Source organism: Streptomyces sp. MUSC 14 (assembly GCF_001866675.1).
In the GTDB taxonomy this organism is placed as follows: Bacteria; Actinomycetota; Actinomycetes; order Streptomycetales; family Streptomycetaceae; genus Streptomyces.
In genome coordinates this window covers 239,166-262,945 of sequence record NZ_MLYN01000037.1, presented here as the reverse complement: position 1 = coordinate 262,945, position 23,780 = coordinate 239,166, and the positions used below count along the sequence as shown (strand labels likewise).

23 protein-coding genes and 3 pseudogenes are annotated in these 23,780 nt (G+C 71.7%); 7 read left to right on the top strand and 19 right to left on the bottom strand.

The window, feature by feature from the left end; genetic code table 11:
* Positions 1–3: 3 nt before the first annotated feature.
* Positions 4–567 carry a PadR family transcriptional regulator gene (locus BIV25_RS24580; RefSeq protein ID WP_071374560.1) on the bottom strand — a complete coding sequence of 188 codons (564 nt, stop codon included), beginning with the start codon at positions 565–567 and terminating at the stop codon, positions 4–6.
* A 72-nt stretch (positions 568–639) separates the two neighbouring features.
* Between BIV25_RS24580 and BIV25_RS24575 the strand changes: the two genes are divergently transcribed.
* Complete coding sequence (locus BIV25_RS24575; protein WP_071374559.1) at positions 640–1,038, top strand: nuclear transport factor 2 family protein; 399 nt, start codon at positions 640–642, stop codon at positions 1,036–1,038.
* Here BIV25_RS24575 and BIV25_RS24570 read toward each other — a convergent pair.
* Positions 1,007–2,142, bottom strand: a pseudogene (locus tag BIV25_RS24570) (cytochrome P450). The gene BIV25_RS24575 and the pseudogene BIV25_RS24570 overlap by 32 nt on opposite strands.
* 330 nt (positions 2,143–2,472) lie before the next feature.
* Between BIV25_RS24570 and rho the strand changes: the two are divergent.
* Both rho and BIV25_RS47560 read left to right on the top strand, forming a co-directional pair.
* The gene (rho, locus tag BIV25_RS24565) at positions 2,473–3,621 is read left to right on the top strand and encodes a transcription termination factor Rho (protein WP_071374558.1); all 1,149 of its coding nucleotides are present in this window, start codon (positions 2,473–2,475) and stop codon (positions 3,619–3,621) included.
* Between the two features lie 94 nt (positions 3,622–3,715).
* A pseudogene (locus BIV25_RS47560) lies at positions 3,716–4,618 on the top strand (D-alanyl-D-alanine carboxypeptidase family protein); the annotation flags it as partial.
* An 11-nt stretch (positions 4,619–4,629) separates the two neighbouring features.
* Here the strand turns inward: BIV25_RS47560 and BIV25_RS54525 are convergent.
* From BIV25_RS54525 to BIV25_RS24495, 13 genes are all read right to left on the bottom strand, one after another.
* Positions 4,630–6,033, bottom strand: coding sequence for a glycosyltransferase family 87 protein (locus BIV25_RS54525; RefSeq protein ID WP_071374556.1), 1,404 nt, complete (start codon positions 6,031–6,033; stop codon positions 4,630–4,632).
* Positions 6,030–7,433, bottom strand: coding sequence for a polyprenol phosphomannose-dependent alpha 1,6 mannosyltransferase MptB (gene mptB, locus BIV25_RS24550; protein ID WP_071374555.1), 1,404 nt, complete (start codon positions 7,431–7,433; stop codon positions 6,030–6,032). The genes BIV25_RS54525 and mptB overlap by 4 nt, the downstream gene beginning before the upstream one ends.
* A gap of 142 nt (positions 7,434–7,575) precedes the next feature.
* Positions 7,576–8,514 carry a glutaminase gene (locus BIV25_RS24545; RefSeq protein WP_071374554.1) on the bottom strand — a complete coding sequence of 313 codons (939 nt, stop codon included), beginning with the start codon at positions 8,512–8,514 and terminating at the stop codon, positions 7,576–7,578.
* A gap of 50 nt (positions 8,515–8,564) precedes the next feature.
* Positions 8,565–9,974, bottom strand: a complete 1,410-nt coding sequence (gene aspA / locus BIV25_RS24540) for an aspartate ammonia-lyase (RefSeq protein ID WP_071374553.1) — start codon at positions 9,972–9,974, stop codon at positions 8,565–8,567.
* 59 nt (positions 9,975–10,033) lie between these two features.
* The gene (locus BIV25_RS24535) at positions 10,034–11,050 is read right to left on the bottom strand and encodes an asparaginase (protein WP_071374552.1); all 1,017 of its coding nucleotides are present in this window, start codon (positions 11,048–11,050) and stop codon (positions 10,034–10,036) included.
* Between the two features lie 41 nt (positions 11,051–11,091).
* On the bottom strand, positions 11,092–12,531 hold the full coding sequence (locus tag BIV25_RS24530; RefSeq protein WP_071374551.1) for an amino acid permease: 1,440 nt from the start codon (positions 12,529–12,531) through the stop codon (positions 11,092–11,094).
* Complete coding sequence (locus BIV25_RS24525; RefSeq protein ID WP_071374550.1) at positions 12,528–13,208, bottom strand: FadR/GntR family transcriptional regulator; 681 nt, start codon at positions 13,206–13,208, stop codon at positions 12,528–12,530. The genes BIV25_RS24530 and BIV25_RS24525 overlap by 4 nt, the downstream gene beginning before the upstream one ends.
* 184 nt (positions 13,209–13,392) lie before the next feature.
* Positions 13,393–14,229: an undecaprenyl-diphosphate phosphatase gene (locus BIV25_RS24520; protein WP_071374549.1), complete on the bottom strand. Its 837-nt coding sequence runs from the start codon at positions 14,227–14,229 to the stop codon at positions 13,393–13,395.
* Positions 14,230–14,314: 85 nt separating this feature from the next.
* Positions 14,315–14,689 carry a fluoride efflux transporter CrcB gene (gene crcB / locus BIV25_RS24515; protein ID WP_071374548.1) on the bottom strand — a complete coding sequence of 125 codons (375 nt, stop codon included), beginning with the start codon at positions 14,687–14,689 and terminating at the stop codon, positions 14,315–14,317.
* Entirely contained in the window at positions 14,686–15,066 is a 381-nt protein-coding gene (locus tag BIV25_RS24510; RefSeq protein WP_071374547.1) for a DUF190 domain-containing protein, read from the bottom strand. The genes crcB (BIV25_RS24515) and BIV25_RS24510 overlap by 4 nt, the downstream gene beginning before the upstream one ends.
* Entirely contained in the window at positions 15,063–15,524 is a 462-nt protein-coding gene (crcB, locus tag BIV25_RS24505) for a fluoride efflux transporter CrcB (protein ID WP_071374546.1), read from the bottom strand. Before crcB (BIV25_RS24505) ends, BIV25_RS24510 begins: the two co-directional genes overlap by 4 nt.
* A gap of 114 nt (positions 15,525–15,638) precedes the next feature.
* The gene (locus BIV25_RS24500; protein WP_071374545.1) at positions 15,639–15,926 is read right to left on the bottom strand and encodes an ArsR family transcriptional regulator; all 288 of its coding nucleotides are present in this window, start codon (positions 15,924–15,926) and stop codon (positions 15,639–15,641) included.
* Positions 15,927–16,116: 190 nt separating this feature from the next.
* The gene (locus BIV25_RS24495) at positions 16,117–17,679 is read right to left on the bottom strand and encodes a glycosyl hydrolase 53 family protein (protein ID WP_071374544.1); all 1,563 of its coding nucleotides are present in this window, start codon (positions 17,677–17,679) and stop codon (positions 16,117–16,119) included.
* Between the two features lie 105 nt (positions 17,680–17,784).
* Here BIV25_RS24495 and BIV25_RS24490 point away from each other — a divergent pair.
* Both BIV25_RS24490 and BIV25_RS24485 read left to right on the top strand, forming a co-directional pair.
* Positions 17,785–18,183: pseudogene (locus BIV25_RS24490) on the top strand (carbohydrate ABC transporter permease); the annotation flags it as partial.
* Complete coding sequence (locus tag BIV25_RS24485) at positions 18,180–19,211, top strand: LacI family DNA-binding transcriptional regulator (RefSeq protein WP_071374543.1); 1,032 nt, start codon at positions 18,180–18,182, stop codon at positions 19,209–19,211. The pseudogene BIV25_RS24490 and the gene BIV25_RS24485, both read left to right, overlap by 4 nt.
* Positions 19,212–19,559: 348 nt before the next feature.
* On the opposite strand, the gene BIV25_RS24480 is transcribed toward BIV25_RS24485, so the two are convergent.
* Both BIV25_RS24480 and BIV25_RS24475 read right to left on the bottom strand, forming a co-directional pair.
* Positions 19,560–20,285, bottom strand: a complete 726-nt coding sequence (locus BIV25_RS24480) for a response regulator transcription factor (protein WP_071374542.1) — start codon at positions 20,283–20,285, stop codon at positions 19,560–19,562.
* Positions 20,282–21,127, bottom strand: a complete 846-nt coding sequence (locus BIV25_RS24475) for a sensor histidine kinase (protein WP_256256032.1) — start codon at positions 21,125–21,127, stop codon at positions 20,282–20,284. The genes BIV25_RS24480 and BIV25_RS24475 overlap by 4 nt, the downstream gene beginning before the upstream one ends.
* Positions 21,128–21,360: 233 nt before the next feature.
* Between BIV25_RS24475 and BIV25_RS24470 the strand changes: the two genes are divergently transcribed.
* Positions 21,361–21,711 (top strand): VOC family protein, encoded by a 351-nt coding sequence (locus BIV25_RS24470; RefSeq protein ID WP_071374541.1) that lies wholly within the window; start codon positions 21,361–21,363, stop codon positions 21,709–21,711.
* A gap of 88 nt (positions 21,712–21,799) precedes the next feature.
* On the top strand, positions 21,800–22,219 hold the full coding sequence (locus BIV25_RS24465; protein WP_071374540.1) for a MarR family winged helix-turn-helix transcriptional regulator: 420 nt from the start codon (positions 21,800–21,802) through the stop codon (positions 22,217–22,219).
* On the opposite strand, the gene pqqB is transcribed toward BIV25_RS24465, so the two are convergent.
* Positions 22,216–23,106 (bottom strand): pyrroloquinoline quinone biosynthesis protein PqqB, encoded by an 891-nt coding sequence (gene pqqB, locus BIV25_RS24460; RefSeq protein WP_071374539.1) that lies wholly within the window; start codon positions 23,104–23,106, stop codon positions 22,216–22,218. The two genes, BIV25_RS24465 and pqqB, sit on opposite strands and share 4 nt — an antisense overlap.
* A 128-nt stretch (positions 23,107–23,234) precedes the next feature.
* Positions 23,235–23,639 (bottom strand): SseB family protein, encoded by a 405-nt coding sequence (locus BIV25_RS24455; protein WP_071374538.1) that lies wholly within the window; start codon positions 23,637–23,639, stop codon positions 23,235–23,237.
* Between the last annotated feature and the right edge of the window lie 141 nt (positions 23,640–23,780).

Below are 23,780 nucleotides of genomic sequence, written 5' to 3'. Positions count from 1 at the left end.
GTCTCAGCCTAGGGCCACCCGCCGGGCGAGGACCGCGAGGGCCCGCTCGCACCAGCGCAGGTTCTCCTCCTCGAAGGAGATTCCGGCCATGAGGGTGAGGTACGGCCCGACGCGCTCGGCGGTGCGCAGGTACTCCTCCTCGCCGCGCCCGTCCAGCAGGCGCTCGCGCACCCGCCGGTAGCGGTCGAGCTTTCCGCGCGCCCAGCCCCTGCGCTCCTCGATCAGCGCACGGGTCACCTCGGGGTCGCCGGCGTCCATCGCCTGGATCTTGATGAGGAGCTCGTCGCGGACGGCCGTGGGCCGCTTCGGCGGCTCGGCGGCGAACACGCTCAGCTCGGCCCGGCCGGTCGCCGTGAGCGTGAACATCCGCTTGTTGGGCCGCCGTTCCTGCTGCACGGTGCGGGCCTCGACGAGCCCGTCCTGCGCGAGACGCTCCAGTTCCCGGTAGAGCTGCTGCGGGGTGGCGGGCCAGAAGTTCGCGAGCGAGACGTCGAACACCTTCGACAGCTCGTAGCCCGAGGCCTCGCCCTCCAGCAGGGCGGCCAGGACGGCGTACTTGAGCGACATGTGGACAGGCTAACAGTCGTTGATTAATCTCATCCGCACTTATTCAATTAATTGACTATGCGAGGTGATCCGATGCGCGCGTTCCGCGAAGCGGTGGAGGCCGGGGACATCGACGCCGCCGTGGCGCTGCTGGCCGAGGACGTCGTCTTCACCAGTCCGGTCGTCTTCAAGCCGTATCCGGGCAAGGCGCTCACCGCGGCCATCCTGCGCGCGGTCTCCCAGGTCTTCGAGGACTTCCGGTACGTCCGCGAGATCGGCGCCCCGGACGGTGCCGACCACGCGCTGGTCTTCACGGCCCGGGTGGGCGACCGCGAGCTGACCGGCTGCGACTTCATCCACGTCAACGAGGACGGGCTGATCGACGACTTCATGGTCATGGTCCGTCCGCTGTCCGGCGCCCATGCCCTCGCGGAGGCCATGGGCGCGCGGTTCGACCAGATCACGAAGGAGGCGGAGGCGCGGTCGGCGTGAGCACGCCCTCGACGGGCGCGAGCCGGACGGGCAGGGTGCGCACGCTGTTGCCGACGAAGCCGGCGTGCGGCAGCGGACCGGCTTCGGCCGCGGCGGTTCCGAGGCCGGGAATTCGGGTGAACATCCGCTCCAGCGCGATCCCGGCCTCCGGCCGGGCCGGCGGCGCGCCGAGGCAGTGGCGCGCGCCGTGCCCGAGGACGAGATGACGTACGGCGCCGGTCCGGGCGGGGCGGGTGACGTCGAAGCGGCGGGCGTCGGGGCCGTGCGCGGCCGGCGGCGGAGTAACCGGCGAGGATGGGGGTGCCGTCGACGGTGAGGTCCCGCACCGGACGGCGGAACGGGAAGTAGCCCACCGGCGCGTCCCGGCGCAGCCTCCCCTCCACCACGTCCGCCCATTCCGCGCGCACGAGGTCGAGCTGGTCGCGGCGGGCGCACAGGGCGCGTACGGCGTGGGTGACGAGGTTGAGGGTGGCCTCGTGTCCGGAGGGTGGCCTCGTGTCCGGCGGCGATCATCAGGACGATGGTGCCGATCAGCTCCTGGTCGCTGAGCCGCTCGCCGCGATCCGGCCCAGTACGGCGACGAGTTCGCGGCTGGCGGCGACGGCTCGGTCGGGTGCGGCGTCGGCGGCGACGACCTGGTTGCCGAGATGGTGCAGCCGGTCGCGGAACTCGACGTCCATGCCCAGGAGTTCGCCGATGAATCCCATCGGCAGCGGCAGGGCGAAGTGCCGCCGCAGGTCGGCGACGCGGCACCGGAGTCGGCTGCGCGGGCGAGATCGTCCAGCAGAAGCACGGTCAACTCCTCGACACAGGATCTGGGTTTCAGCCCATCAGCGAGGCGTGAAGGCCCGGCCCACCAGGGACCGCAGCCGGGGCCGATCCGGCCCTCCCGCAGGGCCGTGAAGTGCCGTGCTCCCTTGGCGACTTCGGGGCGCTGGAGGAACCGTTGAGCGCCTCGTGCCCGAGTACGGCCATCCCCTCGATGCCGCCGGGCAGTTCGGCCGGGCCCACGGCACCGTCGGCCAACAGCCGCGCGTTGACGGCGTGCGGGCACCCGCCGGAGGGGTCCGGACGGTGCGGGGTCCGGGCGGCAGAGGACTCCACGGATTCTCCTGACGGTCGGGCGGGCCGGGAATGAACGCGGACGCCGTCCTGTTGACGGAAGCGGACGCACAGGTATAGTGCGACCAGCGCATGTGCGTGTCCCGTCGTACGGACACCGATGTCGCGGACTTCCCCACCAGCCCCTCGGCCATGGCGTCTGACCGGCCCGGGCTTCCTCTCAGCACCACCTCGTGACCAGGGCTTCTGTGCCGTACCCGAGGTGCCGTTCCCGCCGCCCGGAGGCATGCCGTACCCGCCGTACGCGCCTCCCTCTCGCGGCCTCCCCCCCTTCCCACGCCTTCCCTTCCGTCCGTGAAAGGACTTCCCACCATGACCACCACACTCGAACACCCTCCCGTGGCCCCGCAGGCCCCGGCCGCCCGGCTCGTCACCGGTGTCCTCGACATCGACGCGCAGGGGAAGGGGCACCTGCGGCCCGTGAACCTCCTGGCCACCCCCGCCGACCCCCAGGTCCCGGCGGCCCTGATCCGCCGCCACGGACTGCGCAAGGGCGACCTCGTCGAGGGCGTCCGCGGCGAGAAGCGGGCGCTGACCGAGGTCACGCGCGTCGAGAACCGCGCCGCGGCGGACGTGCGCGAGCGGCGCCGGTTCCGCGACCTCACCCCGCTCCACCCGCACGACCGCATCCGCCTCGAACACCCCGCGTCCGGACTGGCCGGCCGCGTCACCGATCTCCTCGCGCCGGTCGGCAAGGGCCAGCGAGGGCTCGTCGTGGCCCCGCCGAAGACCGGCAAGACGGTGCTGCTCCAGCAGCTCGCCGCGGCCGTGGCCGGCAACCATCCGGAGTGCCGGCTGATGGTCCTGCTGCTCGACGAGCGGCCCGAGGAGGTCACCGAGATGCGCCGCTCCGTGCGCGGCGAGGTGTACGCCTCCACGTTCGACCGGAGCCCCAGGGAGCACATCGCTCTCGCCGAACTGCTCGTCGAGCGGGCGAAGCGCCTGGTCGAGGCCGGCGAGGACGTCGTCGTCCTGCTGGACTCGCTCACCCGGCTGTGCCGGGCCCACAACAACGCCTCCGCCGCCGGCGGACGCACCCTGAGCGGCGGTGTCGACGCGGGCGCGCTGCTCGGGCCGAAGCGGTTCTTCGGCGCCGCCCGCCAGGCCGAGGAGGGCGGCTCGCTCACCATCCTCGCCACCGTACTGGTGGACACCGGCTCGCGTGCCGACCAGTACTACTTCGAGGAGCTGAAGAGCACCGGCAACTCGGAGCTGCGGCTCGACCGGGAAGCGGCGGCCCGCCGTCACTTCCCCGCCGTGGACATCGACGCGACGGGCACCCGCCGCGAGGAACTCCTGCTCACCGCAGCCGAATTGACGGCCGTGCACGGTCTGCGCCGGGTGCTGCGCGGTCGCGAGGGCGGTCCGTCCGGCCTGGAGACCCTGCTGGAGCGGCTGCGCACCACACCGGACAACGCCGCGTTCCTGCGGCAGATCCGGCCCACCCTGCCCGCCGGGTGACCCTCGCTCCGGGGTGCCTCGTCCGGGTTGTCCGCATGGGCCGAACGGACCGCAGCGCGCGAGGAACGGCAGCTGCCTCCCTACGTTGATCTGTATGATCAACGGACTTTCTCACCGTGTGGCCGTTTCGGCCTGTGCCCTGTGCGTGGCGGGGGTCCTGACGCTCACACCGGCCGCGGCCTCCGCCCGGCACCATGCCGGAGCCCCCGCCCCGTCCCCCGGGGAGCCCGCCCCGCCCGGCCCCCGGGCGGCGATGCCCGGCCCGTCCATGCTCTACGACTCCGGCACGCAGGTCCGGCCGCACCGGGACGCGCCCGGGGTGCCGAACGTGTCGGCGCTGTCCTGGGTCGTGGCCGACGCCCGCAGCGGGGACGTGCTGGCCGCGAGCGGCGCCCACCGCAGACTGCCGCCGGCCAGCACCCTGAAGACGCTGTTCGCCCTCACCGTGCTGCCCGCACTGCCGGGCGGGATGCGGCACACCGTGCGGAACGAGGACCTGGCGGGCATCGGCGCGGGCAGCAGCATGGTCGGTGTCAAGGAGGGGCAGACCTATCAGGTGGCCGACCTGTGGCGCGGGGTCTTCCTCCGCTCCGGCAACGACGCCGTCCACGTGCTCGCGTCGATGGCCGGCGGCTGGGACGCCACGGCCACGCGGATGCAGGCCAAGGCCCGCTCACTCGGCGCCCTCGACACCCATGTCGTCTCCCCGGACGGCTATGACGCGGACGGCCAGGTCTCCTCCGCGTACGACCTCGCGGTCTTCGGCCGGGAGGGCCTGCGCAACCCCGACTTCGCCCGCTACTGCGCCACCGCCCGGGCCACGTTCCCCGCCGAGGGCTGGTCCTTCGGGATCCAGAACACCAACCGCCTGCTGACCGGCGCGAACGGCGTGCAGCCGTACCGGGGCCTGATCGGCATCAAGAACGGCTACACCACCAACGCGGGCAACACCCTGGTGGCCGCGGCCGACCGGGGCGGACGCACGCTCGTGGTGACCGTGATGAACCCTCAGGGCGGCGGCTTGACGGTGTACGACGAGGCCCGCGAACTGCTGGACTGGGGCTTCGACGCGGCCGGTCGGGTGGATCCGGTCGGCTCGCTGGACGGACTGCGCGTCACGTCCCGCCCGGCCAAGCGCCCGGCCGCACCGGTGGCCGCCGCCGCGTCGCAGGCACCGGGCGACGGCATGGACTGGCCGCGCACGGCGGTGATCGCGGGGCTCTCCGGGCTCGGCGCGGGCGCCTTGACGGTGGTGCTGCAGCGGCGGGCCAGGCGCCGGGCCGCGCGCGACTGACCCGTCGGCAGTCCGAGCAGCAGGCCCAGCGTGATCCACGTGTAGGCGTTGCTGCCGAGGAAGCCGCCGACGCCCGAGGCGCCGTCGTACCAGAGCCACACCACGCTCGTGCACAGCACGGCGTACAGGGCGCCCGCGATCCGCGGGCGCCCGGCGCGGACCAGCACGGCGAAGGACGGCAGCAGCCACACCAGGTGGTGCACCCAGGTGATGGGGCTGACCAGGCAGGCCGCCGCCCCGGTGAGCGCGAAGGCCGCCGTCCAGTCGCCGGCCGTCACCGCCCGCCGGGTCCGCCAGGCCCACACGCACAGTGTCAGCAGGACGAGCGTCGCCCACAGCGGGCGGCCGGTCTCGCCGAGGCGGGCCAGCACGCCCTGGAGCGACTGGTTCGACACGTAGTCGAGCCGCCCCACCCGGCTGGTGTCCCACAGGGCCTCGGTCCAGTAGTAGCGGGACGCCCGCGGGTCCGCCCAGGCCGCGAGTGCGGTCGCCGCGACGGCGACGGCCGTCGCGACACCGGCCACGCGGCGACGCCCGGCGATCAGCAGCAGGCCGATGAACAGGGCGGGCGTCAGCTTCACGGCGGCGGCCAGCCCGATGCCGGCGCCGGCCCAGCGCCCCCGGCCGGTGGCGAGCAGCCAGCAGTCGGTGAGGACGAGGGCGAGGAGCACCAGGTTCACCTGGCCGAAGCTGAAGGTGTCCCGCAGCGGCTCGAACAGCGCGAGCAGACACAGCAGCAGCGCCCAGCGGAACCAGCCGTGCCGCCGCCAGCCGGCACCGGCGAGGATCCGCAGGACCACCGCCAGCGCGGCCAGGTTGATCACGAGGGACAGCGTGATCGCTGCGGTCCGGCCCAGCGGGGCCAGCGGCAGCATGGTGAGGGCGGCGAACGGCGGATAGGTGAAGCCGTACGCGGTGCCGGGCACGTGGTAGTCGTAGATCCGGCCGCCGTGGCGGACCCAGGTGTGCACCGTCCCGTAGTAGACACGCAGGTCGAAGAAGTCGCGCAGCAGCGGCACGGTCGCGGTGAAGACGGTGACCGCGGCGACGAGGACGAGGACCAGCAGCAGCCGGCCCGTGCGGGTACGCGGCCCGATCGGACCGGTCAGCGCGCTCATGCGGTACGTCCCGGGGCCGGGGCCTGCGCCGCCTGGTGGGCCTGCCACAGCACGACCACGCCGAGCACCCCGCCGGAGACCGCGAGCACCAGCTGCCCGAGGTCGGCGGGGCCGCCGCTGGGCAGGACGGCGAGGGCGAGCACGCCTGCCAGGGCCGCGACCCGGTGCCGTACCGGGGTCTCGGGCGCGGCGGCGGCGATGAGGAACAGTCCCCACAGCAGGTACCAGGGGCGGATCGCCGGGCCGAAGACGGCCACGGTCAGCAGGCTCAGCCCGAGCGCGTACTCCGGCTTCAGGCGCAGCCGGAGCCATATCAGCGCGACGACCACGGCGGTGACCGCGAGGCCCAGCAGATGCCAGGCCGGCACGGCGAGCGGGGCCAGGCCGCTGCCGAGGTGGTGGAGCAGGGCGCCGGTGGCCCGGCCGAGCAGGCTCGTCAGGGCCCAGTTCTGCGGGGAGACCGGGGTGGTCAGCGCGCCGATCCAGCCGTAGCCGGTGCCGGCGACGGCCGTGGCGGCGACCGTTGTCGCGGCAGCGGCGGCCGCCGTCGTCAGGACGGCGGGCAGCGGGCGGCGGCCGGAGCGGACCTGGAGCGCGAGCACCGCGAGGAGCCCGAGCGCGGCCGGCGCCTTGACCAGGGCGGCCAGCGTGACGAGGACGGCCGCGAGGACCCCGGTGGCCGGCCGGCGCCCGCGTGCGGCGACCAGGCCGAGCCCCAGCAGTCCGAGCATCAGGGCGTCGTTGTGGGCGCCCGCCACCAGGTGCAGCAGGACCAGCGGGTTGAGGGCGCCGAGCCAGAGGGCCGCGGCCGGGTCGGCGCCGCTGTGCCGGGCGAGCCGGGGCAGCGCGAGCGCCATGAGCGCCACGCCGAGCAGGGCGACCAGGCGCATGCCCAGCAGGCCCGCGGGCAGTTCGCCGCGGGTCAGGCCGGACAGCGCGGAGGCCAGCCCCAGGAAGGCGGGGCCGTAGGGGGCGCCGGTGTGCTGCCACATGGGCGCGACCTCGTCGGCGAGCGGGCCGCCGAGCTGGGCCGGGCCGTGGGCGTAGACGTCCATGTGGGCGTCGACCATGGCGCCCTGCGCGAGATAACTGTAGACGTCCCGGCTGAACAGCGGCGGCGCGAGCAGCAGCGGGGCCGTCCACACGGCGAGGACGAGCAGCAGGGCGCGCGGGCTGGGCGGCCGGGGTCCGCGGACCAGGCGGCCGAGCAGCACCCAGGCCGCTATCAGCAGGACGACGCCGAAGTACACGCCGACCAGGCCGAGTGCCGCCTGTGCCGAGGCGGGGGCCAGCAGATCCTGCACGGGCAGGGCACCGGCGGTCTCACCGCCCAGCGCGAGGAAGGCGGTACCGGCCAGCCCGAGCAGCTGACAGCGGCGGAGATCGACGGGGAATGCCATGGCCAACACTGAGTCAGCGTGTCGACGTCGGGTGGCCGGAAGACTACGGTCCCACCACCGAAGGGCGGCCCGGACGTGTCCGGCGTGTGAGAAACCCTCCCCCACCCCGCACGCATCTCCCGAACCGAACCTCCCGAACCGCTCAGAACACCGACAAACCGGTCAGCGTCGTGAAGCGGTCCAGCGCCGCCACCCCGGCCACCGAGTTGCCGCGCTCGTCCAGGCCGGGGCTCCACACGCACAGCGTGCAGCGGCCCGGGACGACCGCGATGATGCCGCCGCCCACTCCGCTCTTGCCGGGCAGGCCCACGCGGTAGGCGAAGTCGCCGGCCGCGTCGTACGTCCCGCAGGTCAGCATGACCGCGTTGACCTGCTTGGCCTGGCTGCGGGTGAGCAGCCGGGTGCCGTCGGCGCGGATGCCGTGCCGGGCGAGGAAGCCGGTGGCGAGGGCCAGGTCGGCGCAGGAGGCGGCGACGGAGCACTGCCGGAAGTACTGGTCGAGCAGCACCGTCACGTCGTTGTCGATGTTGCCGTAGGAGGCCATGAAGTGGGCGAGCGCGGCGTTGCGGTCACCGAAGGCGGTCTCGGATGCGGCGACCTCGTGGTCGAAGTCCAGTGCCGGGTTGCCGCTCTCGGCGCGCAGGAAGTCCAGGAGCTGTCCGGCGGCGTCCTCGGTACGGGTCTGGAGGCGGTCGGTGACGACGAGCGCGCCCGCGTTGATGAACGGATTGCGCGGGATGCCGTTCTCGTACTCCAGCTGGACCAGGGAGTTGAACGGGTTGCCGGAGGGCTCGCGGCCCACGTGCTCCCAGAGTTCGTCGCCCTCGCGGGCCAGGTCGAGGGCGAGCGTGAAGACCTTGGTGATCGACTGCGTGGAGAACGGTTCGCGCCACTCCCCCACCCCGTACACGGTGCCGTCCAGTTCGGCGACCGCCATGCCGAAGCAGCGCGGATCGCGGGCGGCGAGGGCCGGTATGTAGTCGGCGGGACGGCCGCGGCCGGGGGTGTGGCCTATCTCCTCGGCGATGCGCTCCAGGACCGGCAGGAAGGTGTGGGACGACGTCGTTGTCATGATCGCCATTGTGCCTCCCGGCCGGTCCCCGAGCGTAATCGAGCGCGCGTTGCCGCAGGTCAGGCGAGCGGTGCCCCGTTGCCCGCAAGGATCTCGGGGCGCAGCAGGCCAGCCAGCCGCTCGGCGGGCAGCAGGCCCTTCTCCAGCACGAGTTCGGCCACGCCGCGGCCCGTGACGAGGGCCTCCTTGGCGATGTCGGTGGCCGCCGTGTAGCCGATGTGCGGGTTGAGCGCCGTGACCAGGCCGATGGAGTTCTCGACGCTCGCGCGCAGCCGCTCGGTATTGGCGGTGATGCCGTTCACGCAGCGCTCGGCCAGCGTCAGGCAGGCGCTCTGGAGATGCGTGATCGACTCGGACAGCGAGTGCAGGATGAGCGGCTCGAAGGCGTTGAGCTGGAGCTGTCCGGCCTCGGCGGCCATCGTGATGGCGACGTCGTTGCCGATCACCTCGAAGGCGACCTGGTTGACCACCTCGGGGATGACCGGGTTGACCTTGCCCGGCATGATCGACGAACCGGCCTGGACGGGCGGCAGGTTGATCTCGCCGAGGCCCGCGCGCGGTCCGGAGGACAGCAGCCGCAGGTCGTTGCAGCTCTTGGACAGCTTGACCGCGACCCGCTTGAGCACGCCGGACATCTGGACGAAGGCACCGCAGTCCTGGGTGGCCTCGACCAGGTTGGCCGCGGTGACCAGGGGGAGTCCGGTGATCGCCGACAGGTGCCGGCGGGCGGCCTCGGCGTACCCCGGGGACGCGTTGAGGCCCGTGCCGATCGCCGTGGCGCCGAGGTTGATCTCATGGATCAGCTCGACAGCCTCGGCGAGACGGCTGCGGTCCTCCTCGATCATGACGGCATAGGCCGAGAACTCCTGCCCGAGCGTCATCGGCACGGCGTCCTGCAACTGTGTACGGCCCATCTTGAGCACGTCACGGAACTCGACGGCCTTGCGGGCGAACGAGTCCTGCAGCACCGCCATGGCCTTGAGCAGTCCACGTACCGCGAACACCGTCGCTATCTTGACGGCGGTCGGGTAGACGTCGTTGGTTGACTGACCCAGGTTGACGTCCTCATTGGGGTGCAGATACGTGTACTGCCCCTTGTCGTGCCCGAGCAGTTCCAGCGCCCGGTTCGCCACGACCTCGTTGGCGTTCATGTTGGTCGACGTGCCGGCGCCGCCCTGGATGACGTCGACGACGAACTGGTCGTGCAGCGCGCCCGCCCGGATCTCCCGGCAGGCGGCGACGATCGCCTCCGCCTTCTCGGGCGCCAGCAGCCCGAGCTCCTGGTTGGCCAGCGCGGCGGCCTCCTTGACGGCGGCCAGGGCGTCGATCAGATGCGGGTACGCGGAGATCGGCGTACCCGTGATGGGGAAGTTCTCGGTGGCCCGCAGGGTGTGCACACCCCAGTAGGCGTCGGCGGGTACGTCACGGTCGCCGAGCAGGTCGTGCTCGCTGCGGGTGGCGGCGGTCATGAGGGTTCGGGTCCTCTTTTTCTGAGGGGTGAGGGTGATCGGTGGTCGGTGACGGCGGACTACGCGCAGGTGGTGAAAGGAACCGGGTCGAGGGCACGCACAACCCGCACCGACCCCACCGGCTCCCCGCCGCCGAGCAGCGGCTCACCCGCGAACTCGGTCAGCAGCCCGGGATCCACGCCCGCGCGCGCGAGCGCCGCCGCGGCGACCGGGATCCGCGCCCGGTTCGCCCCGTCGGCGATCTTCACGGCGATGGCCCGGCCGTCCGGCAGCGCGGCGACCTGCACGCCCTCGAAACCGTCCTTGGCGAGCAGCCCCGGCACGGCCCGCATCAGCGCGGCCACGTCCCGGCCGGAGCCGGAGGCCATCTCGGCGTGCTCGCGCATCGCGTCAGCGACCTTGGCCTCCGGCGTGCCGGGCGCGGCCGAGGCGATCCGGGCGAGGGCGCGGGCGAGGCCGTGCAGGGAGATGGAGAACAGCGGCGCCCCGCAGCCGTCCACGGTGACGCGGGCGACGCGCTGGCCGGTCAGGTCCTCGACGATCTCCTGGATCGCCTGCTGGAGCGGGTGCGCCGGGTCGAGGTAGTCCTCCAGCGTCCAGCCGTTGAGCGTGGCGGTCCACAGCATGGCCGCGTGCTTGCCGGAGCAGTTCTGCGCGAGCCGGGAGGGCAGCCGGCCCTCGCGGACCCAGGCGTCCCGGACAACCGGGTCGAACGGCATGTCGGGGACGTTGCGCAGGTCGTCCTCGGTGAGTCCGGCGAGTTCGAGGATGCGTCGGGCGCCGGCGAGGTGGCGCTCCTCGCCGGAGTGGCTCGCGGCGGCCAGCGAGAGCAGGTCGCCGTCGAGCGGCAGCCCGGCCCGCAGCATGGCCACGGCCTGGAGGGGCTTGACGGCCGAGCGCGGGTAGAAGGCGGCCTCGATGTCGCCGAGCTGGAACTCCACCCGGCCGTCGGCGCCGAGGACGACGACGGAGCCGTAGTGGATGCCCTCGACGACCCCGCCGCGGACGAGGTGGGCGACGGGAGCGTGGAGGGGTTCGCGGACGACGGGTGCGTCGGCGGGGGAACTGCTGTACATCACTGCCTGTATCGATGGGTCGGGTCGGGCCGGTTCGCGGGTCACGCGTCGGCGCCGGTGGACGAGCGCGCTATGCGGCCGCGGATGGCGTACCAGCCCGTGACCAGCGCTGCGACGATCAGCGGCAGGCACAGCACGGTGGTGCGTCCGGCGCCGCCGTCGGCGTACATGAGGACCAGGACGGAGACGAGGAACGCCACCGTCACGATCTCGGTCCAGGGGGAGCCCGGCAGCCGGTAGGACGGCCGGGTCAGCTCGCCCTTCTGGGTCTTCCGCCAGAAGAGCGCGTGACAGATCATGATCATGCCCCAGGTCGCGAGGATGCCGATCGCCGCGAAGTTGAGGACGATCTCGAACGCGTCGGCGGGGACGACGTAGTTGAGGCCCACACCGAGGACACACATACCGCTGGTGAGCAGGATCCCGCCGTACGGGACCTGGCTGCGGCTCATCTTCGCGGTGAACTTCGGCGCCGAGCCGCTCATGGCCATGGAGCGCAGGATGCGGCCGGTGGAGTACAGGCCGGAGTTGAGCGAGGACATGGCCGCGGTGAGGACGACGAGGTTCATCACGCCGCCGGCCGCCGGGACGCCGATGTGGGACAGGACCGTCACGAAGGGGCTCTCGCCGGACTTGTAGACGTTCCAGGGCAGCAGCATCGAGAGCAGGACGACGGAGCCGACGTAGAACAGGCCCACGCGCCACATGATCGAGTTGATCGCCTTCGGCATGATCTTCTCGGGGTTCTCGGTCTCACCGGCGGCCACGCCGACCAGTTCGACGGAGGCGTAGGCGAAGACGACACCCTGGATGATCAGCAGCATGGGCAGCAGGCCGTTGGGGAAGATGCCGCCGTTGTCGGTGATCAGGGACGGGCCGGGCTGATGGCCGTCGACCGGGTGCTGGGTGACCAGCAGGAAGATGCCGATGCACATGAAGATCACCAGCGCGCTGACCTTGACGATCGCGAACCAGAACTCCAGTTCGCCGAAGATCTTGACCGAGATCAGATTGACGGTCAACACAACGGCGAGGGCGATCAATGCGATCAACCATTGAGGGATGTCCGAGAACATGCCCCAGTAGTGGGTGTACGTGGCGACCGCGGTGATGTCGGCGATGCCGGTGGTGGCCCAGTTCAGGAAGTACATCCACCCGGCGGTGTACGCGCCCTTCTCACCCAGGAACTCCCGGGCGTACGACACGAAGGCGCCGGAGGACGGGCGGTACAGGACGAGTTCGCCGAGGGCGCGCACGACCAGGAAGGCGAAGACGCCGCAGACGGCGTACGCGATGAACAGGGAGGGTCCGGCGTCGGCGAGCCTGCCGCCCGCGCCGAGGAAGAGACCGGTGCCGATGGCTCCGCCGATGGCGATCATGTTGACGTGCCGGTGCTTCAGGCCTTTGCTGTAGCCGGCGTCTCCGGCGTCGACATGGCCGGACGAGGGGCGCGTCTCGTCTTTGAGGTGCTGCTCGCTCACGCCTCGGGTCCGCCTTCCGTGGGGAGGTCGTCCGTCCGCTGGGGACGCACGATGTCGGTGAGGGTCGTCTCGACGCGGTCCAGGTGGTGGCTCATCGCCTCCACCGCGTCGGGTTCGGAACCGTCGATCAGCGCTTCGACGATCTCCCGGTGCTCGCGGTTGGACTGCTCACGGCGACCGCCCAGTTCGTTGAGGAAGGCCGACTGACGCGCCAGTGCGTCGCGGATCTCCTCGATGACCCGGCGGAAGACCGGGTTCTGGGCGGCCTCGGCCACGGCAAGGTGGAAGAGGGTGTCCATCGCGACCCACGCGGTGGTGTCCGTCTCCCGCTCCATGCGGTCGAGCAGGTGCGCCAGGTGGTCCAGGTTCTCGGGTGTACGGCGCAGGGCCGCGTACCCGGCGACCGGGATCTCGATGTGCCGGCGCACCTCGAGCAGGTCGCTGGCCGCGTAGTCGCCGAAGGTGGGGTCCTCGACGGCGTTCGCGACGACGAAGGTGCCCTTGCCGGTCCGGGAGACCGTGAGGCCCATCGTCTGCAGGGCGCGCAGCGCCTCGCGCAGCACGGGCCGCGACACCTCGAGGGTGCGGCAGAGCTCGGCCTCGGAGGGGAGCTTGTCGCCGATGGCGTAGTCGCCGCGTTCGATGGCGCCGCGGAGGTGGCCGAGGACAGCTTCCATGGCGCTCACGCGCCGGGGGCTCCGACCACCTGTCTGGCTGTCTGACAGGTTCACGAGTGACGATCCTGCGGGTTGCCCGCAGGGGCTGTCAAGACATCCAGTAAGGAAACATGCACGGGGTGCGGCGCCTGAAAACAGGCATCCGCACCCCGTGCATGATCAGCGATCTTCGGTCGGTCTTCGGTCAGGCGTTGAGCGCACCCGTGGCGAGCAGGCCGAGCAGGCCCACGCCGATCACGATCCGGTAGATCACGAACGCGTTGAAGGAGTGCTTGGCGACGAACTTCAGCAGCCAGGCGATGGAGGCGTAGGCGACGACGAAGGACACGATGGTGCCGACGGCCAGCGGGGCCGCGCCCACCCCGGCGCCGAGGGCGTCCTTCAGCTCGTAGATGCCGGCGCCGGTCAGGGCCGGGATGCCGAGGAAGAACGACAGCCGGGTGGCGGCCACGCGGTCGAGGTCCAGGATGAGCGCGGTGGACATGGTGGCGCCGGAGCGGGAGAAGCCGGGGAAGAGCAGGGCGAGGATCTGGGAGCAGCCGACCCACATGGCGTCCTTGAACGAGGTGTCGTCCTCGCCGCGCTTGTGCCGTCCCATCTGGTCGGCCGCCCACATCACGCCGGAGCCGACGATCAGCGAGCCGGCCACCACCCACAGCGAGCCGAGGGCGCCGTCGATCAGCGGCTTGGCGGCCAGGCCCACGACGACGATCGGGATGGTGGCGGCGATCACCCACCAGGCGAACTTGTAGTCGTGGTGGTAGCGCTCCTCACGGTTGGCCAGCCCGCGGAACCAGGCGGAGACGATCCGCTTGATGTCCTTGAAGAAGTACACGAGCACGGCGGCGATGGCGCCGACCTGGATGACGGCGGAGAAGCCGACGACGGACTTGTCGTCGACGGGGATGTTCATGAGCCCCTCGGTGATCTTCAGGTGACCGGTGGAGGACACCGGGAGGAACTCGGTCACCCCCTCGACGACTCCGAGGACGACGGCCTGACCGACGGAGATGGCGCTCATGGGATCCAGTTCTGGGAAAGAGGAGGGGAAGAATTGGTCGACATTCCTGTAGACAGTCTTACTATGCCCGACCGTAGGGCAAGAACTAGGCAAACAGCGCACCGGCGAGGGCGAACCCCGCGAACGCCGCCGCGAGCCCGGCCGCCACGCTCGCGACGACGTTGACGGCAGCGTAGAGCCCCGAGCCCGCCTCGGTCAGCCGCAGGGTCTCGTAGGAGAAGGTCGAGTACGTCGTCAACGCCCCGCACAGCCCGGTACCCAGAAGAAGTTGCAGGTGAGGGCCTGCGGCGCCGGCGGACACAGCACCCGCGAGCGTTCCGAGGACCAGGCTTCCTGCGACGTTGACGACGAACGTACCCCAGGGGAAGACCGAGTCGTGGCGGGCCTGTACGGCGCGGTCGGTGAGGTAGCGCAGGGGTGCACCGACCACGGCCCCCGCGATCACCAGGAGCCAGTTCACAACGAACTTTTACCTTTTACATCACCTGTGTCAGGACCTGCGGCCCGCCCCACGTACCGCACGACCTCGCACGCGTCCAGCGTCACCAGCCCCTCGTGGACCAGTTCGTCGAGCTGGGGCAGGAACGCCCGTACCCGCTCCTCGGTGTCGACGACGACCACCGCGACCGGCAGGTCCTCGCTCAGGGACAGCAGCCGGGAGGTGTGGATGCGGGAGGAGGCGCCGAAGCCCTCGATGCCTCGGAAGACACTGGCTCCGGCAAGTCCGGCCGCGTGGGCGCGGTGCACGATCTCGGAGTACAGGGGCTTGTGGTGCCAGGTGTCGTCCTCACCGATGTAGACCGTCAGCCGGAGGGCCCGGCCGCTGAGCGACGTCATCGTTGCCTCCCGAGCAGCAGCCGGCGGGCCGCGACCGAGCCCAGCCACACCGCAGCGAGGGCCGCGCACAGGGTCCCGGCGAGATAGGCGAGCCCGGCGCCCGGGCGGTCGGCCTCGACCAGCCTGCGGCTGTCGACGGCGTAGGTGGAGAAGGTGGTGAAGCCACCGAGGACCCCGGTGCCGAAGAAGGGGCGCACCAGGCGGTGGGCGGCCCACACGTCGGTGATGAGCACCATGAACACGCCGATCACGGCGCAGCCGATCACATTGGTCCAGAAGGTGGCCCAGGGGAAGGAGCCCGGCGGCGTGGGCAGGGCGAGGGCGAGACCGTAGCGGGCACAGGCGCCGAGGGCGCCGCCGACGGCGACCACGGCGACGATCGGTGCCTGCCCGCGCCACTCGGGCCTGCGCCGCGCCGCGGCAGGGACACGGATGCTCTCGGTTTCGGGGGCTGTCATGCGCTCGCGCCTCCTGTCCGGCCTGCCCCGCTATGGGTGATCACGACCGGGCACCAGCGTACCGCCGCCCCGGCGGGCGGGGGCGGCGCGCGGATCCGCTCCCGGGGCCGGAGCTCACCAGCCCTTCTCGAAGACGCGCGCGACCTCGGCGATGCGGATCTCGTCGCGCCGGTAGCAGACGCGGCAGCGCACGCGGCGGGTGCGCAGCAGGCCGAGCCGGGTGAGGAAGTCGAGATGGGCGCGGGCCGTGCGGGGCGGGACGCCCAGCTTGACGGCCACGGCCCGCGCGGTGACACCTGTCTCGGCGAGGTCGCCGCTCCCGCGGGCCGGGAAGTGGGCCGCGGGGTCCTTGAGCCACTCCAGGATGGTGTGCCGTATCCGGCCCGAGGGTGCTCCCGTCATCCGTCCGCCCTCCGTCGCCGCCTCCTCGTACGCAGTGTTCCCACTGTGGCCCGGGCGACGCCGTCGCGCGCGGCACTCGGCGCCCGTTGTCCGGTACGGAACGGGCATGCGGCCGAGGAGTAACGGGCCCGGGCCGTGTACGACGACGGGGCCCGGCCGCCCCATACGGCCGGGCCCCTTCAGCGGTGGTTCAGCGGTGGCTGAACCACGTCATGGAGGAGAGCGCCTTGTCGTCGTAGCCGAACAGGGCCTGGTTCTCCCAGCCGTTTCCGGAGGTGGCGTCGGTCGGGTCCCAGCCGTTGCCGGACACGGCGGTCCAGGTGGCCTCCCAGTAGAAGACGCCGAGGCCACGACCGCCCGGGACCGCCTCCACGATGCTCGCGACGTCGTTCATCCACTCGGTCTGGCCGGCGACCGTCGCCGGGTAGCCGCTCACCAGTTCGCTCGTGGTGTCGATCTGGTTCTCCAGGGAGTCGTCCTGGGCGAGCGTGAACGGGTAGGCGGTCTCGGCGACGAAGACGGGCTTGCCGTAGCGGGAGGCCGCGTCGTCCAGGGTGGTCTGGAAGTCGGAGAGCGGACCGTGCCAGTAGCCGTAGTAGGACAGGCCGATCGCGTCGAACTTCACGCCGTTCGCGACCGCGTTGTCGAACCACCACTGCATGCCGGACTTGTCCCCGCCCTTGGCCAGGTGCAACGCGACGACCGTGGACGAACTGACCGCCTTGGCCGCGTCGTAGCCCGAGTCGAGCAGACCGGCCAGCTGGCTCCAGTGGGACGTGGAGCCCTCGGACCACAGGATGCCGCCATTGATCTCATTGCCGATCTGGACCATGTCGGCGGTGGTGCCTTGAGCCTTCAACGCCTTCAGGACGTCGTACGTGTGGTGGTACACGTCCGTCTTGAGTTGACTGTATGTATGGCCCGTCCATGCGGCCGGCTTGGTCTGGGTTCCGGGGTCCGCCCAGGTGTCCGAGCAGTGGAAGTCGACCAGGAGCTTCATGCCCTGGGCCTTGATGCGCTTGGCCATCGCGAGGACGTGCGCCTTGTCGTTGAAGCCGTCCGCCGGGTTCACCCAGACCTTCAGGCGGGCGTAGTTCATGCCGTACGACTCCAGGATGGCCAGGGCGTCGCCCGTGGTGCCCGAACTCGTCTTGTAGACACCGCCCTTGGCCTCGCTCTTGGCGAGGGAGGAGATGTCGGCGCCGTGGATGGACGTGCCGGTGGTGCCGGGCGTGAAGGTCAGGTCGTCAACATTGATCCACTTGCCGGCGTTCGCGTCACTGTTGATGCTGATGGTGCACTGGCTGTTCGTCACCTTGATCGGCGTGACGATACGGATCCACCCACCGGACGAGATGGGCAGATCGGTGCGCTGTTCCGCACTCCCGCAATTCTTGAGCGCCATGTACGCGGCGTTCTGCCCGCCGCTGGAGCGGACCCAGGCGGTCAACGTGTAGGCGCCGTTCGTCAGGCCCGACAGGTACTGGTACGTCTCCCCCTTGTAGGCGGACGCCGCGTACTGGGTGAGGCGGTAACTGCCGCTGTGGCCACCGGACTCGGTGTACGAGGCGCCGGTGTCGCCGTACTCCGACCAGCCGGTGGGTGCGGCCGTGCCGGTGCCGTCGGCCTCGAAGCCGCCGTTGCTCAGCGAGCTCGCGGCGTGCGCCGCCTGCGCGGGCAGGAAGGTGAGGGCGAGTCCGGCCGTGAGGGGCAGCAGCAGGGCTCCGGTGGTGCGTCCGGGATGGAACTTCATCGTCCGTCGTCCCTTCGACGTGACTGGCGAGGGGTGTCCTCCGGCGGGGCTGGAGGAGAACCCCTCCGCCCGCGGCTCTCGTGGCACACGCGGGCGGAGGGGAGCCTCTCCCCGTACGGGGTCTACCTCGCCCGGATCTACTCCGTCGCGGCCGTCCCCGCCGACGTGGTGGAGGCCGGGCGGATGGACGGGGCGAGCGAGTGGCGGATCTTCACCCGGATCGCACTGCCGATGATGGTCCCGGGCATGGTCACCGCGTTCCTGTTCCAGTTCGTCGCGATCTGGAACAACTTCCTGCTGCCGTTCACCATGCTCAGCGACGACGAGAAGTTCCCGCTCACGCTGGGCCTCTACACGCTGCTGGAACAGGGTTCCAACACCCCGGCGCTGTACACCCTCGTGATCACGGGCGCCTTCCTCGCGGTCCTCCCGCTGATCGCCTTGTTCCTGGTCATTCAGCGGTTCTGGAGCCTCGACCTGCTGTCCGGGGCCGTAAAGTCATGACCATGAGCAATCCGGGGGGCCGGCGCAAACCGCCGACGATCCACGACGTGGCGCGCGAGGCAGGCGTCTCGCGCGGCACCGTCTCGCGCGTGCTCAACGGCGGGCACTACGTCTCCCCCGCCGCGCAGGAGGCGGTCGACGCCGCCATCCGCAGGACCGGGTACGTCGTGAACCGGCACGCCCGCTCGCTGATCACCGGACGCTCCGACTCGGTCGGCTTTCTGCTGACCGAGCCGCAGGAGCGGTTCTTCGAGGACCCCAACTTCAATGTCCTGCTGCGCGGTTGCACCCAGGCGCTGGCCGCGCACGACGTGCCGCTCCTGCTGATGCTGGCGGGCACCGAGGACGAACGGCGCCGCATCACGCGGTACATCACCGCCGGGCACGTCGACGGGGTGCTGCTGGTCTCCAGCCACTCCGGTGATCCGGTCGCGGAGGAACTGCGCGAGGCGGGCGTGCCGCTCGTCGCCTGCGGCAAGCCCATCGGCCTGGGCTCGAAGGTGAGTTACGTGGCCCCCGACGACCGGGACGGCGCACGGGACATGGTCCGGCATCTGCTGTCGCTGGGCCGGCGCCGGATCGGTGTGGTCACCGGACCACTGGACACGCCGGGCGGTGTGGAGCGGCTCGCCGGGTACGAGGAGGTGCTCACCGAGGCCGGTATCGGTGTCGACGAACGGCTCGTCGTGTCCGGCGACTACAGCCGGTCGAGCGGTGAGGCGGGCGCGGAGCGGCTGCTGGCGCGGGCCCCGGACGTGGACGCGGTGTTCGTGGCCTCCGATCTGATGGCCCAGGGCGTGCTGGCCGCGCTGCACCGGGCCGGGAGGCGAGTGCCGGATGACATCGCTGTCGGCGGCTTCGACGACTCCCCGGCGGCGACGGCGGCCACTCCGGCCCTGACGACGATCAGGCAGCCGTGGGACCGGATCAGCAGCGAGATGGTGCGGGTGCTTCTCGCGCAGACCGGCGGGGAGGACCCGGCGGCGGTGATCCTGCCGACGGAACTCGTCCGACGCGAGTCGACGTAGACGCTCCGCTGGAAAAACCGGGAAAGAGCGTCAGACCTCTACGACTCCGTCAGGACCGATCGCACAGTTCCCCACACCCCCACGGAAAACGACCAAGCCGGTTCCACACCGGCGGCAGTGACCCTGCCGACGGAACTCATCCGACGCAGGCCGACATAGACGCTCCGCTGGAAAAACCGGGAAAGAGCGTCAGACCTCTACGACTCCGTCAGGACCGATCGCACAGTTCCCCACACCCCCACGGAAAACGACCAAGCCGGTTCCACACCGGCGGCAGTGACCCTGCCGACAAAGCTCGTCCGACGCGAGCCTACGTAGACGCTCCACTGTGAAAGCCGGGAAAGGGCTTCAGACGTCTACGGCTCCGCGAGGACCGATCGCGCAGTTCCCCGCGCCTCCGCGGGGCACGACCAGGCCGGTTTCGTAGGCGAGCACCACCGCCTGGGCCCGGTCGCGCAGGCTCAGTTTGGCGAAGATGCGGGCCACGTGGGATTTGACCGTGGCCTCGCTCAGGGTCAGTTCGGTGGCCAGTTCCGTGTTGGACAGGCCGCGGCCCATCAGGGTCAGGACCTCGCGTTCGCGGGGTGTGAGCGCGGCCAGGTCGGCGGGCGGCGTCGTCGCCGCGTGCCCGGCCTCGGCCGCGTAGCGCTCCACCAGGCGCCGGGTGATCTGCGGGGCGAGCAGGGCGTCGCCGGTGCAGACGAGGCGGACGGCCGCCGCGAGGTGCTCCGGGGTGACGTCCTTCAGCAGGAAGCCGCCGGCGCCGATCGACAGGGCCTCGTACACGTACCGGTCCAGGTCGAAGGTGGTCAGCATGAGGACCCGGCAGTCGGGAGTCCGTTCCAGGATGCGCCGGGTGGCCTCCAGTCCGTCCATGACCGGCATGCGGATGTCCATCAGCACGACGTCCGGGCGCAGTTCACGGACCGCGGCGACCGCCTCTGCGCCGTCGGCGGCCTCGCCCACGACGTCGATGCCCCGGGCAGTGAGGATCAGCCGGAAGCCGGTACGGATCAGGGTCTGGTCGTCGGCGATCAGGACCCGGGGTGCCCGCCCGGGCGCGCCGGCCGTCATGGGCGGTCCAGGGGTATGCGGGCGCGGACGCGGTAACCGCCGCCGAGCCGGCGCCGGGCGTCGAAGTCACCGCCGTAGACGGCGACCCGTTCGCGCAGGCCGAGCAGGCCCCGGCCGGTGCCCTCGGCACGCGGTCGCGGGGAGCCCGGTGCCGTACCGGTGAGCACACTGGGGCCGGAGTTGAGCACCTCGACGCGCAGTGCGTGGTCGGCGTAGCGCACGCTCACCTCCGCGGTGCCGCCGTCGCCGTGCCGCAGCGCATTGGTCAGGGACTCCTGGACGATGCGGTAGGCGGTCACGTCGACGCACTGGGGCAGCGGGCGCGGTTCGCCCAGGACGCGGACCTCGACGGGGAGCCCGGCGAACGTTATCCGGTCCACGAGCGAACCGAGCCGGTCGAGTCCGGGCTGCGGGGCGAGGGGCGTGCCCGCCGGGTCGGCGTCCGCAGCCGCCTCGGTGTCCGTGCCGTCGGGGGCCGGGGCCAGCAGGCCCAGCAGGTGTCTGAGGTCGGTCATCGCGCCCCGCCCGGCGTCCTCGACGGCTCTGAGCGCGGTCGCGGCCTCGTCCGGCATGGTGCCCAGCACCTCGCGCGCGGCGCCCGCCTGGACGACCATCAGGCTGACCGTGTGACTGACGATGTCGTGCAACTCCCGGGCGATCCGGTCGCGTTCGGCCGCGATCGCCGCTTCGGCGGCGCTCTCCCGCTCCCGCTCCAGCAGCCAGCCCCGCTCCCCGACGGCCGCCCGCCAGCGCCGCCGGGTGCGCACCAGCGCCACCGTCAGTCCCACGACGGCCGCGCACGCCACCGCGAGCGCCGCCGCGAGCACCTCGTCCTCCCCCATGACGTTCATGGTCGCAGACGGCACCGACATCCACATCGGCCCGGGGATCCAGCCTGCCTGCATCGCCGGGATGAGGGCGGCTCGGTGCGTGACGGGCGCCACCCGGGTGAAGATCACGGGCCGGCGTCGGCAACCGGTCAGGATCGGAGAAGCCGGGGCGGGCCGACCGGTCCTAGCGTGGGTGCACCGGCGGGACGACCCGTCGGGCCGCGCATCGCGAAGGAGTGAGTTCCATGACCACAGGCGTGCAGACGATCATCTACCCCGTCAGGGAAGCGAAGGCCGCCAAGGCACTGTTCACCGCCCTGCTGGGCGTCGAGCCGTACGCCGACGAGCCGTACTACATCGGTTTCAAGGCCGCCGGGCAGGACGTCGGGCTCGACCCGAACGGGCACGCGCAGGGCCTGACCGGGCCGGTGCCGTTCTGGCACGTCACCGACCTGCGCGAGCGGCTCGCGGCGCTGGTGGAAGCGGGTGCCGAGGTGCTCCAGGACGTGCGGGACGTGGGCAACGGCCGGCTGATCGCCTCCGTGAAGGATCCCGACGGAAACCTGATCGGCCTGCTCCAGGACCCGACCGCCTGAGGTCCGGTCGCATGGGCCCCGGTCACCACCCGCACCACAAACTAGTTGCACACTCAACGATTGGCCGGATCGGTGCTACGGTGCGGGTATGGCAGTCAAGACGGCCGACGCCCGGCTCGAGGAACGGTGGCGGGACATCCTCGCGGTGCACGCGCGCACGATGTGCGAGATAGACCGGGCTCTGCACCCGCACGGACTGGGCGCCAGCGATTTCGAGGTGCTCGACATCCTGGCGACCGAGTCGCCCGCGCCGGGCGAGCAGTGCCGGGTGCAGAACCTGGTCGGCCGGGTGCACCTCAGCCAGAGCGCGCTGTCCCGGCTGATCAGCCGGCTGGAGAAGGACGGGCTGGTCGAGCGCTCGGTGTGCATGGAGGACCGGCGCGGGGTGTGGGTGGCGCTCACTCCCAAGGGCCGCGCCCTGCACGAGGCGGTGCTGCCGCTCCAGCGGGCGGTGCTGGAGCGGATGCTCGCCGAGCAGGACGCCGGGGCCGCGACTGCGCAGTCCTAGAGCAGCAGTTCGGCCCCGTCGTCCAGCACCTCGGCCCCGTTCCCGGCGGCACGCGCGCGTGCCGGTGACGACGGGTCGAGCAGCGGGTTGGTGTTGTTCAGATGGGTGTAGATCCGGCGCGCCCCGGGATGCCGGGCGAGGGCGGCGAGGGTGCCGTCCGGACCCGTGACCGGCAGATGCCCCATCGCCGCCTGCCCGGCGCCGGACCGTACCGCCGTCCCCATCTCGTCGGCCGCGTAGAACGTGCCGTCGAGCAGCACGCAGTCCGCCTCGGCGCACAGCTCGTCCAGCTCCGCGCTCCAGGCGCCCACGCAGGGCGCGTACACCAGCACTCCCCCGCTGGCCAGGTCCTCGACGCGGTACGCCGTCACCCACGGGCCGACCGGCCGCGGCGCCTGCGCCGCTATGTACTTCGGGATCTTCGCGCCCACCGGATGGGCCGTGACCACCAGCCCGCCGGCCAGCACGAAACCTCCGTCGGCCAGGGTGTCCGCCCATTCCCAGGGGGCGTAGCGGTCCAGGGCGGCGCGCACGGGGGCGAGGGCCGCGCGGACCGGCGGAGCCGCGTAGACCTTCAGGCCCGCCGCTCCCCGCAGCTCGCCGAGTCCGGTGACGTGGTCGGCCTCGGCGTCGGTGAGCAGGACCCCGCGCAGCGGGGTGTCGCGGGGGCCGGGGCCGGGCCACAGTGCCGGTGTGGCGGTGAGCTGGGTGCGCAGATCGGGCGAGGCGTTCAGCAGCCACCAGTCGCGGCCGTTGCCGGTGACGGCGGCGCACTCCTGGGTGCGGGAGGGCAGCCTGCCCTCCCGGGCGGCCGCGCACAGCGCGCAGGCGCAGTTCCACTGCGGGAAGCCGCCCCCGGCGGCGGTACCCAGCAGGACGACCCTCACGATGGCCCCTCCACGATCGACCGACCTTTCTCCCGCTGGGGTCTTCCCCTCGCGAGGAGAGTGACCACCCCGGCGCGGGGAGCAGTTCCGGCCGTTCGGTCGCCCAAGGGGCGGGTGAGGGCGTGTGTTCAGCGGGCCAGCAGCGTCCGCACCCCTTGTGACGTCAGTGTCAGGGCGTGGGCGGAGTTGCCGTCTATGGCCAGGGCCAGGTCCTCGTCGGGCCACTGTGCGGCGAGGGCGCCGAGCGGGACGAGGCGGTAGCGCGAGATGAACGGCAGCAGCCGGCCCAGCTCGCCCTCCGTGGTGAAGACGGGAACGACCGGTTCGCCTCCGGGCTGTTCCAGGACGGGCAGGGCCAGCGAGGAGGCCTCGGCCCCCTCCTCCTCGTCGAGCGCGTCGTCCGGCACCGGGACGAGCACGTCGCTGTGCGCGAGGGTGTCCAGGGCGGCCTGGTCCTCGGCGTTCACGGCCAGCGCGTCCAGCGCCTGCTGGGCCGGTGTCGGCCGGTGGTCGTGTGCGGCGGATGCATCCATGGCAGATCCCCAGGTAGCTACGGTGATGCGACCTCCCGGGCGGGTCCGTGCCCGGGTGCTCCCGGTCGCGTACCCGCTGGGCTCGGGGGCATGCGTGGCGATCGCGGGGAGGTCTGGTGAGCACGCGGGCGGGCGCCCCGG

Excerpts from the sequence above, each read along its gene's own strand:
- BIV25_RS24580 (WP_071374560.1), bottom strand. The coding sequence starts at position 567 with ATGTCGCTCAAGTACGCCGTCCTGGCCGCCCTGCTGGAGGGCGAGGCC.
- BIV25_RS24575 (WP_071374559.1), top strand. The coding sequence starts at position 640 with ATGCGCGCGTTCCGCGAAGCGGTGGAGGCCGGGGACATCGACGCCGCC.
- rho (WP_071374558.1), top strand. The coding sequence starts at position 2,473 with ATGACCACCACACTCGAACACCCTCCCGTGGCCCCGCAGGCCCCGGCC.
- BIV25_RS54525 (WP_071374556.1), bottom strand. The coding sequence starts at position 6,033 with ATGAGCGCGCTGACCGGTCCGATCGGGCCGCGTACCCGCACGGGCCGG.
- mptB (WP_071374555.1), bottom strand. The coding sequence starts at position 7,433 with ATGGCATTCCCCGTCGATCTCCGCCGCTGTCAGCTGCTCGGGCTGGCC.
- BIV25_RS24545 (WP_071374554.1), bottom strand. The coding sequence starts at position 8,514 with ATGGCGATCATGACAACGACGTCGTCCCACACCTTCCTGCCGGTCCTG.
- aspA (WP_071374553.1), bottom strand. The coding sequence starts at position 9,974 with ATGACCGCCGCCACCCGCAGCGAGCACGACCTGCTCGGCGACCGTGAC.
- BIV25_RS24535 (WP_071374552.1), bottom strand. The coding sequence starts at position 11,050 with ATGTACAGCAGTTCCCCCGCCGACGCACCCGTCGTCCGCGAACCCCTC.
- BIV25_RS24525 (WP_071374550.1), bottom strand. The coding sequence starts at position 13,208 with ATGGAAGCTGTCCTCGGCCACCTCCGCGGCGCCATCGAACGCGGCGAC.
- BIV25_RS24520 (WP_071374549.1), bottom strand. The coding sequence starts at position 14,229 with ATGAGCGCCATCTCCGTCGGTCAGGCCGTCGTCCTCGGAGTCGTCGAG.
- BIV25_RS24510 (WP_071374547.1), bottom strand. The coding sequence starts at position 15,066 with ATGACGTCGCTCAGCGGCCGGGCCCTCCGGCTGACGGTCTACATCGGT.
- crcB (WP_071374546.1), bottom strand. The coding sequence starts at position 15,524 with ATGACAGCCCCCGAAACCGAGAGCATCCGTGTCCCTGCCGCGGCGCGG.
- BIV25_RS24500 (WP_071374545.1), bottom strand. The coding sequence starts at position 15,926 with ATGACGGGAGCACCCTCGGGCCGGATACGGCACACCATCCTGGAGTGG.
- BIV25_RS24495 (WP_071374544.1), bottom strand. The coding sequence starts at position 17,679 with ATGAAGTTCCATCCCGGACGCACCACCGGAGCCCTGCTGCTGCCCCTC.
- BIV25_RS24485 (WP_071374543.1), top strand. The coding sequence starts at position 18,180 with ATGACCATGAGCAATCCGGGGGGCCGGCGCAAACCGCCGACGATCCAC.
- BIV25_RS24480 (WP_071374542.1), bottom strand. The coding sequence starts at position 20,285 with ATGACGGCCGGCGCGCCCGGGCGGGCACCCCGGGTCCTGATCGCCGAC.
- BIV25_RS24475 (WP_256256032.1), bottom strand. The coding sequence starts at position 21,127 with ATGGGGGAGGACGAGGTGCTCGCGGCGGCGCTCGCGGTGGCGTGCGCG.
- BIV25_RS24470 (WP_071374541.1), top strand. The coding sequence starts at position 21,361 with ATGACCACAGGCGTGCAGACGATCATCTACCCCGTCAGGGAAGCGAAG.
- BIV25_RS24465 (WP_071374540.1), top strand. The coding sequence starts at position 21,800 with ATGGCAGTCAAGACGGCCGACGCCCGGCTCGAGGAACGGTGGCGGGAC.
- BIV25_RS24455 (WP_071374538.1), bottom strand. The coding sequence starts at position 23,639 with ATGGATGCATCCGCCGCACACGACCACCGGCCGACACCGGCCCAGCAG.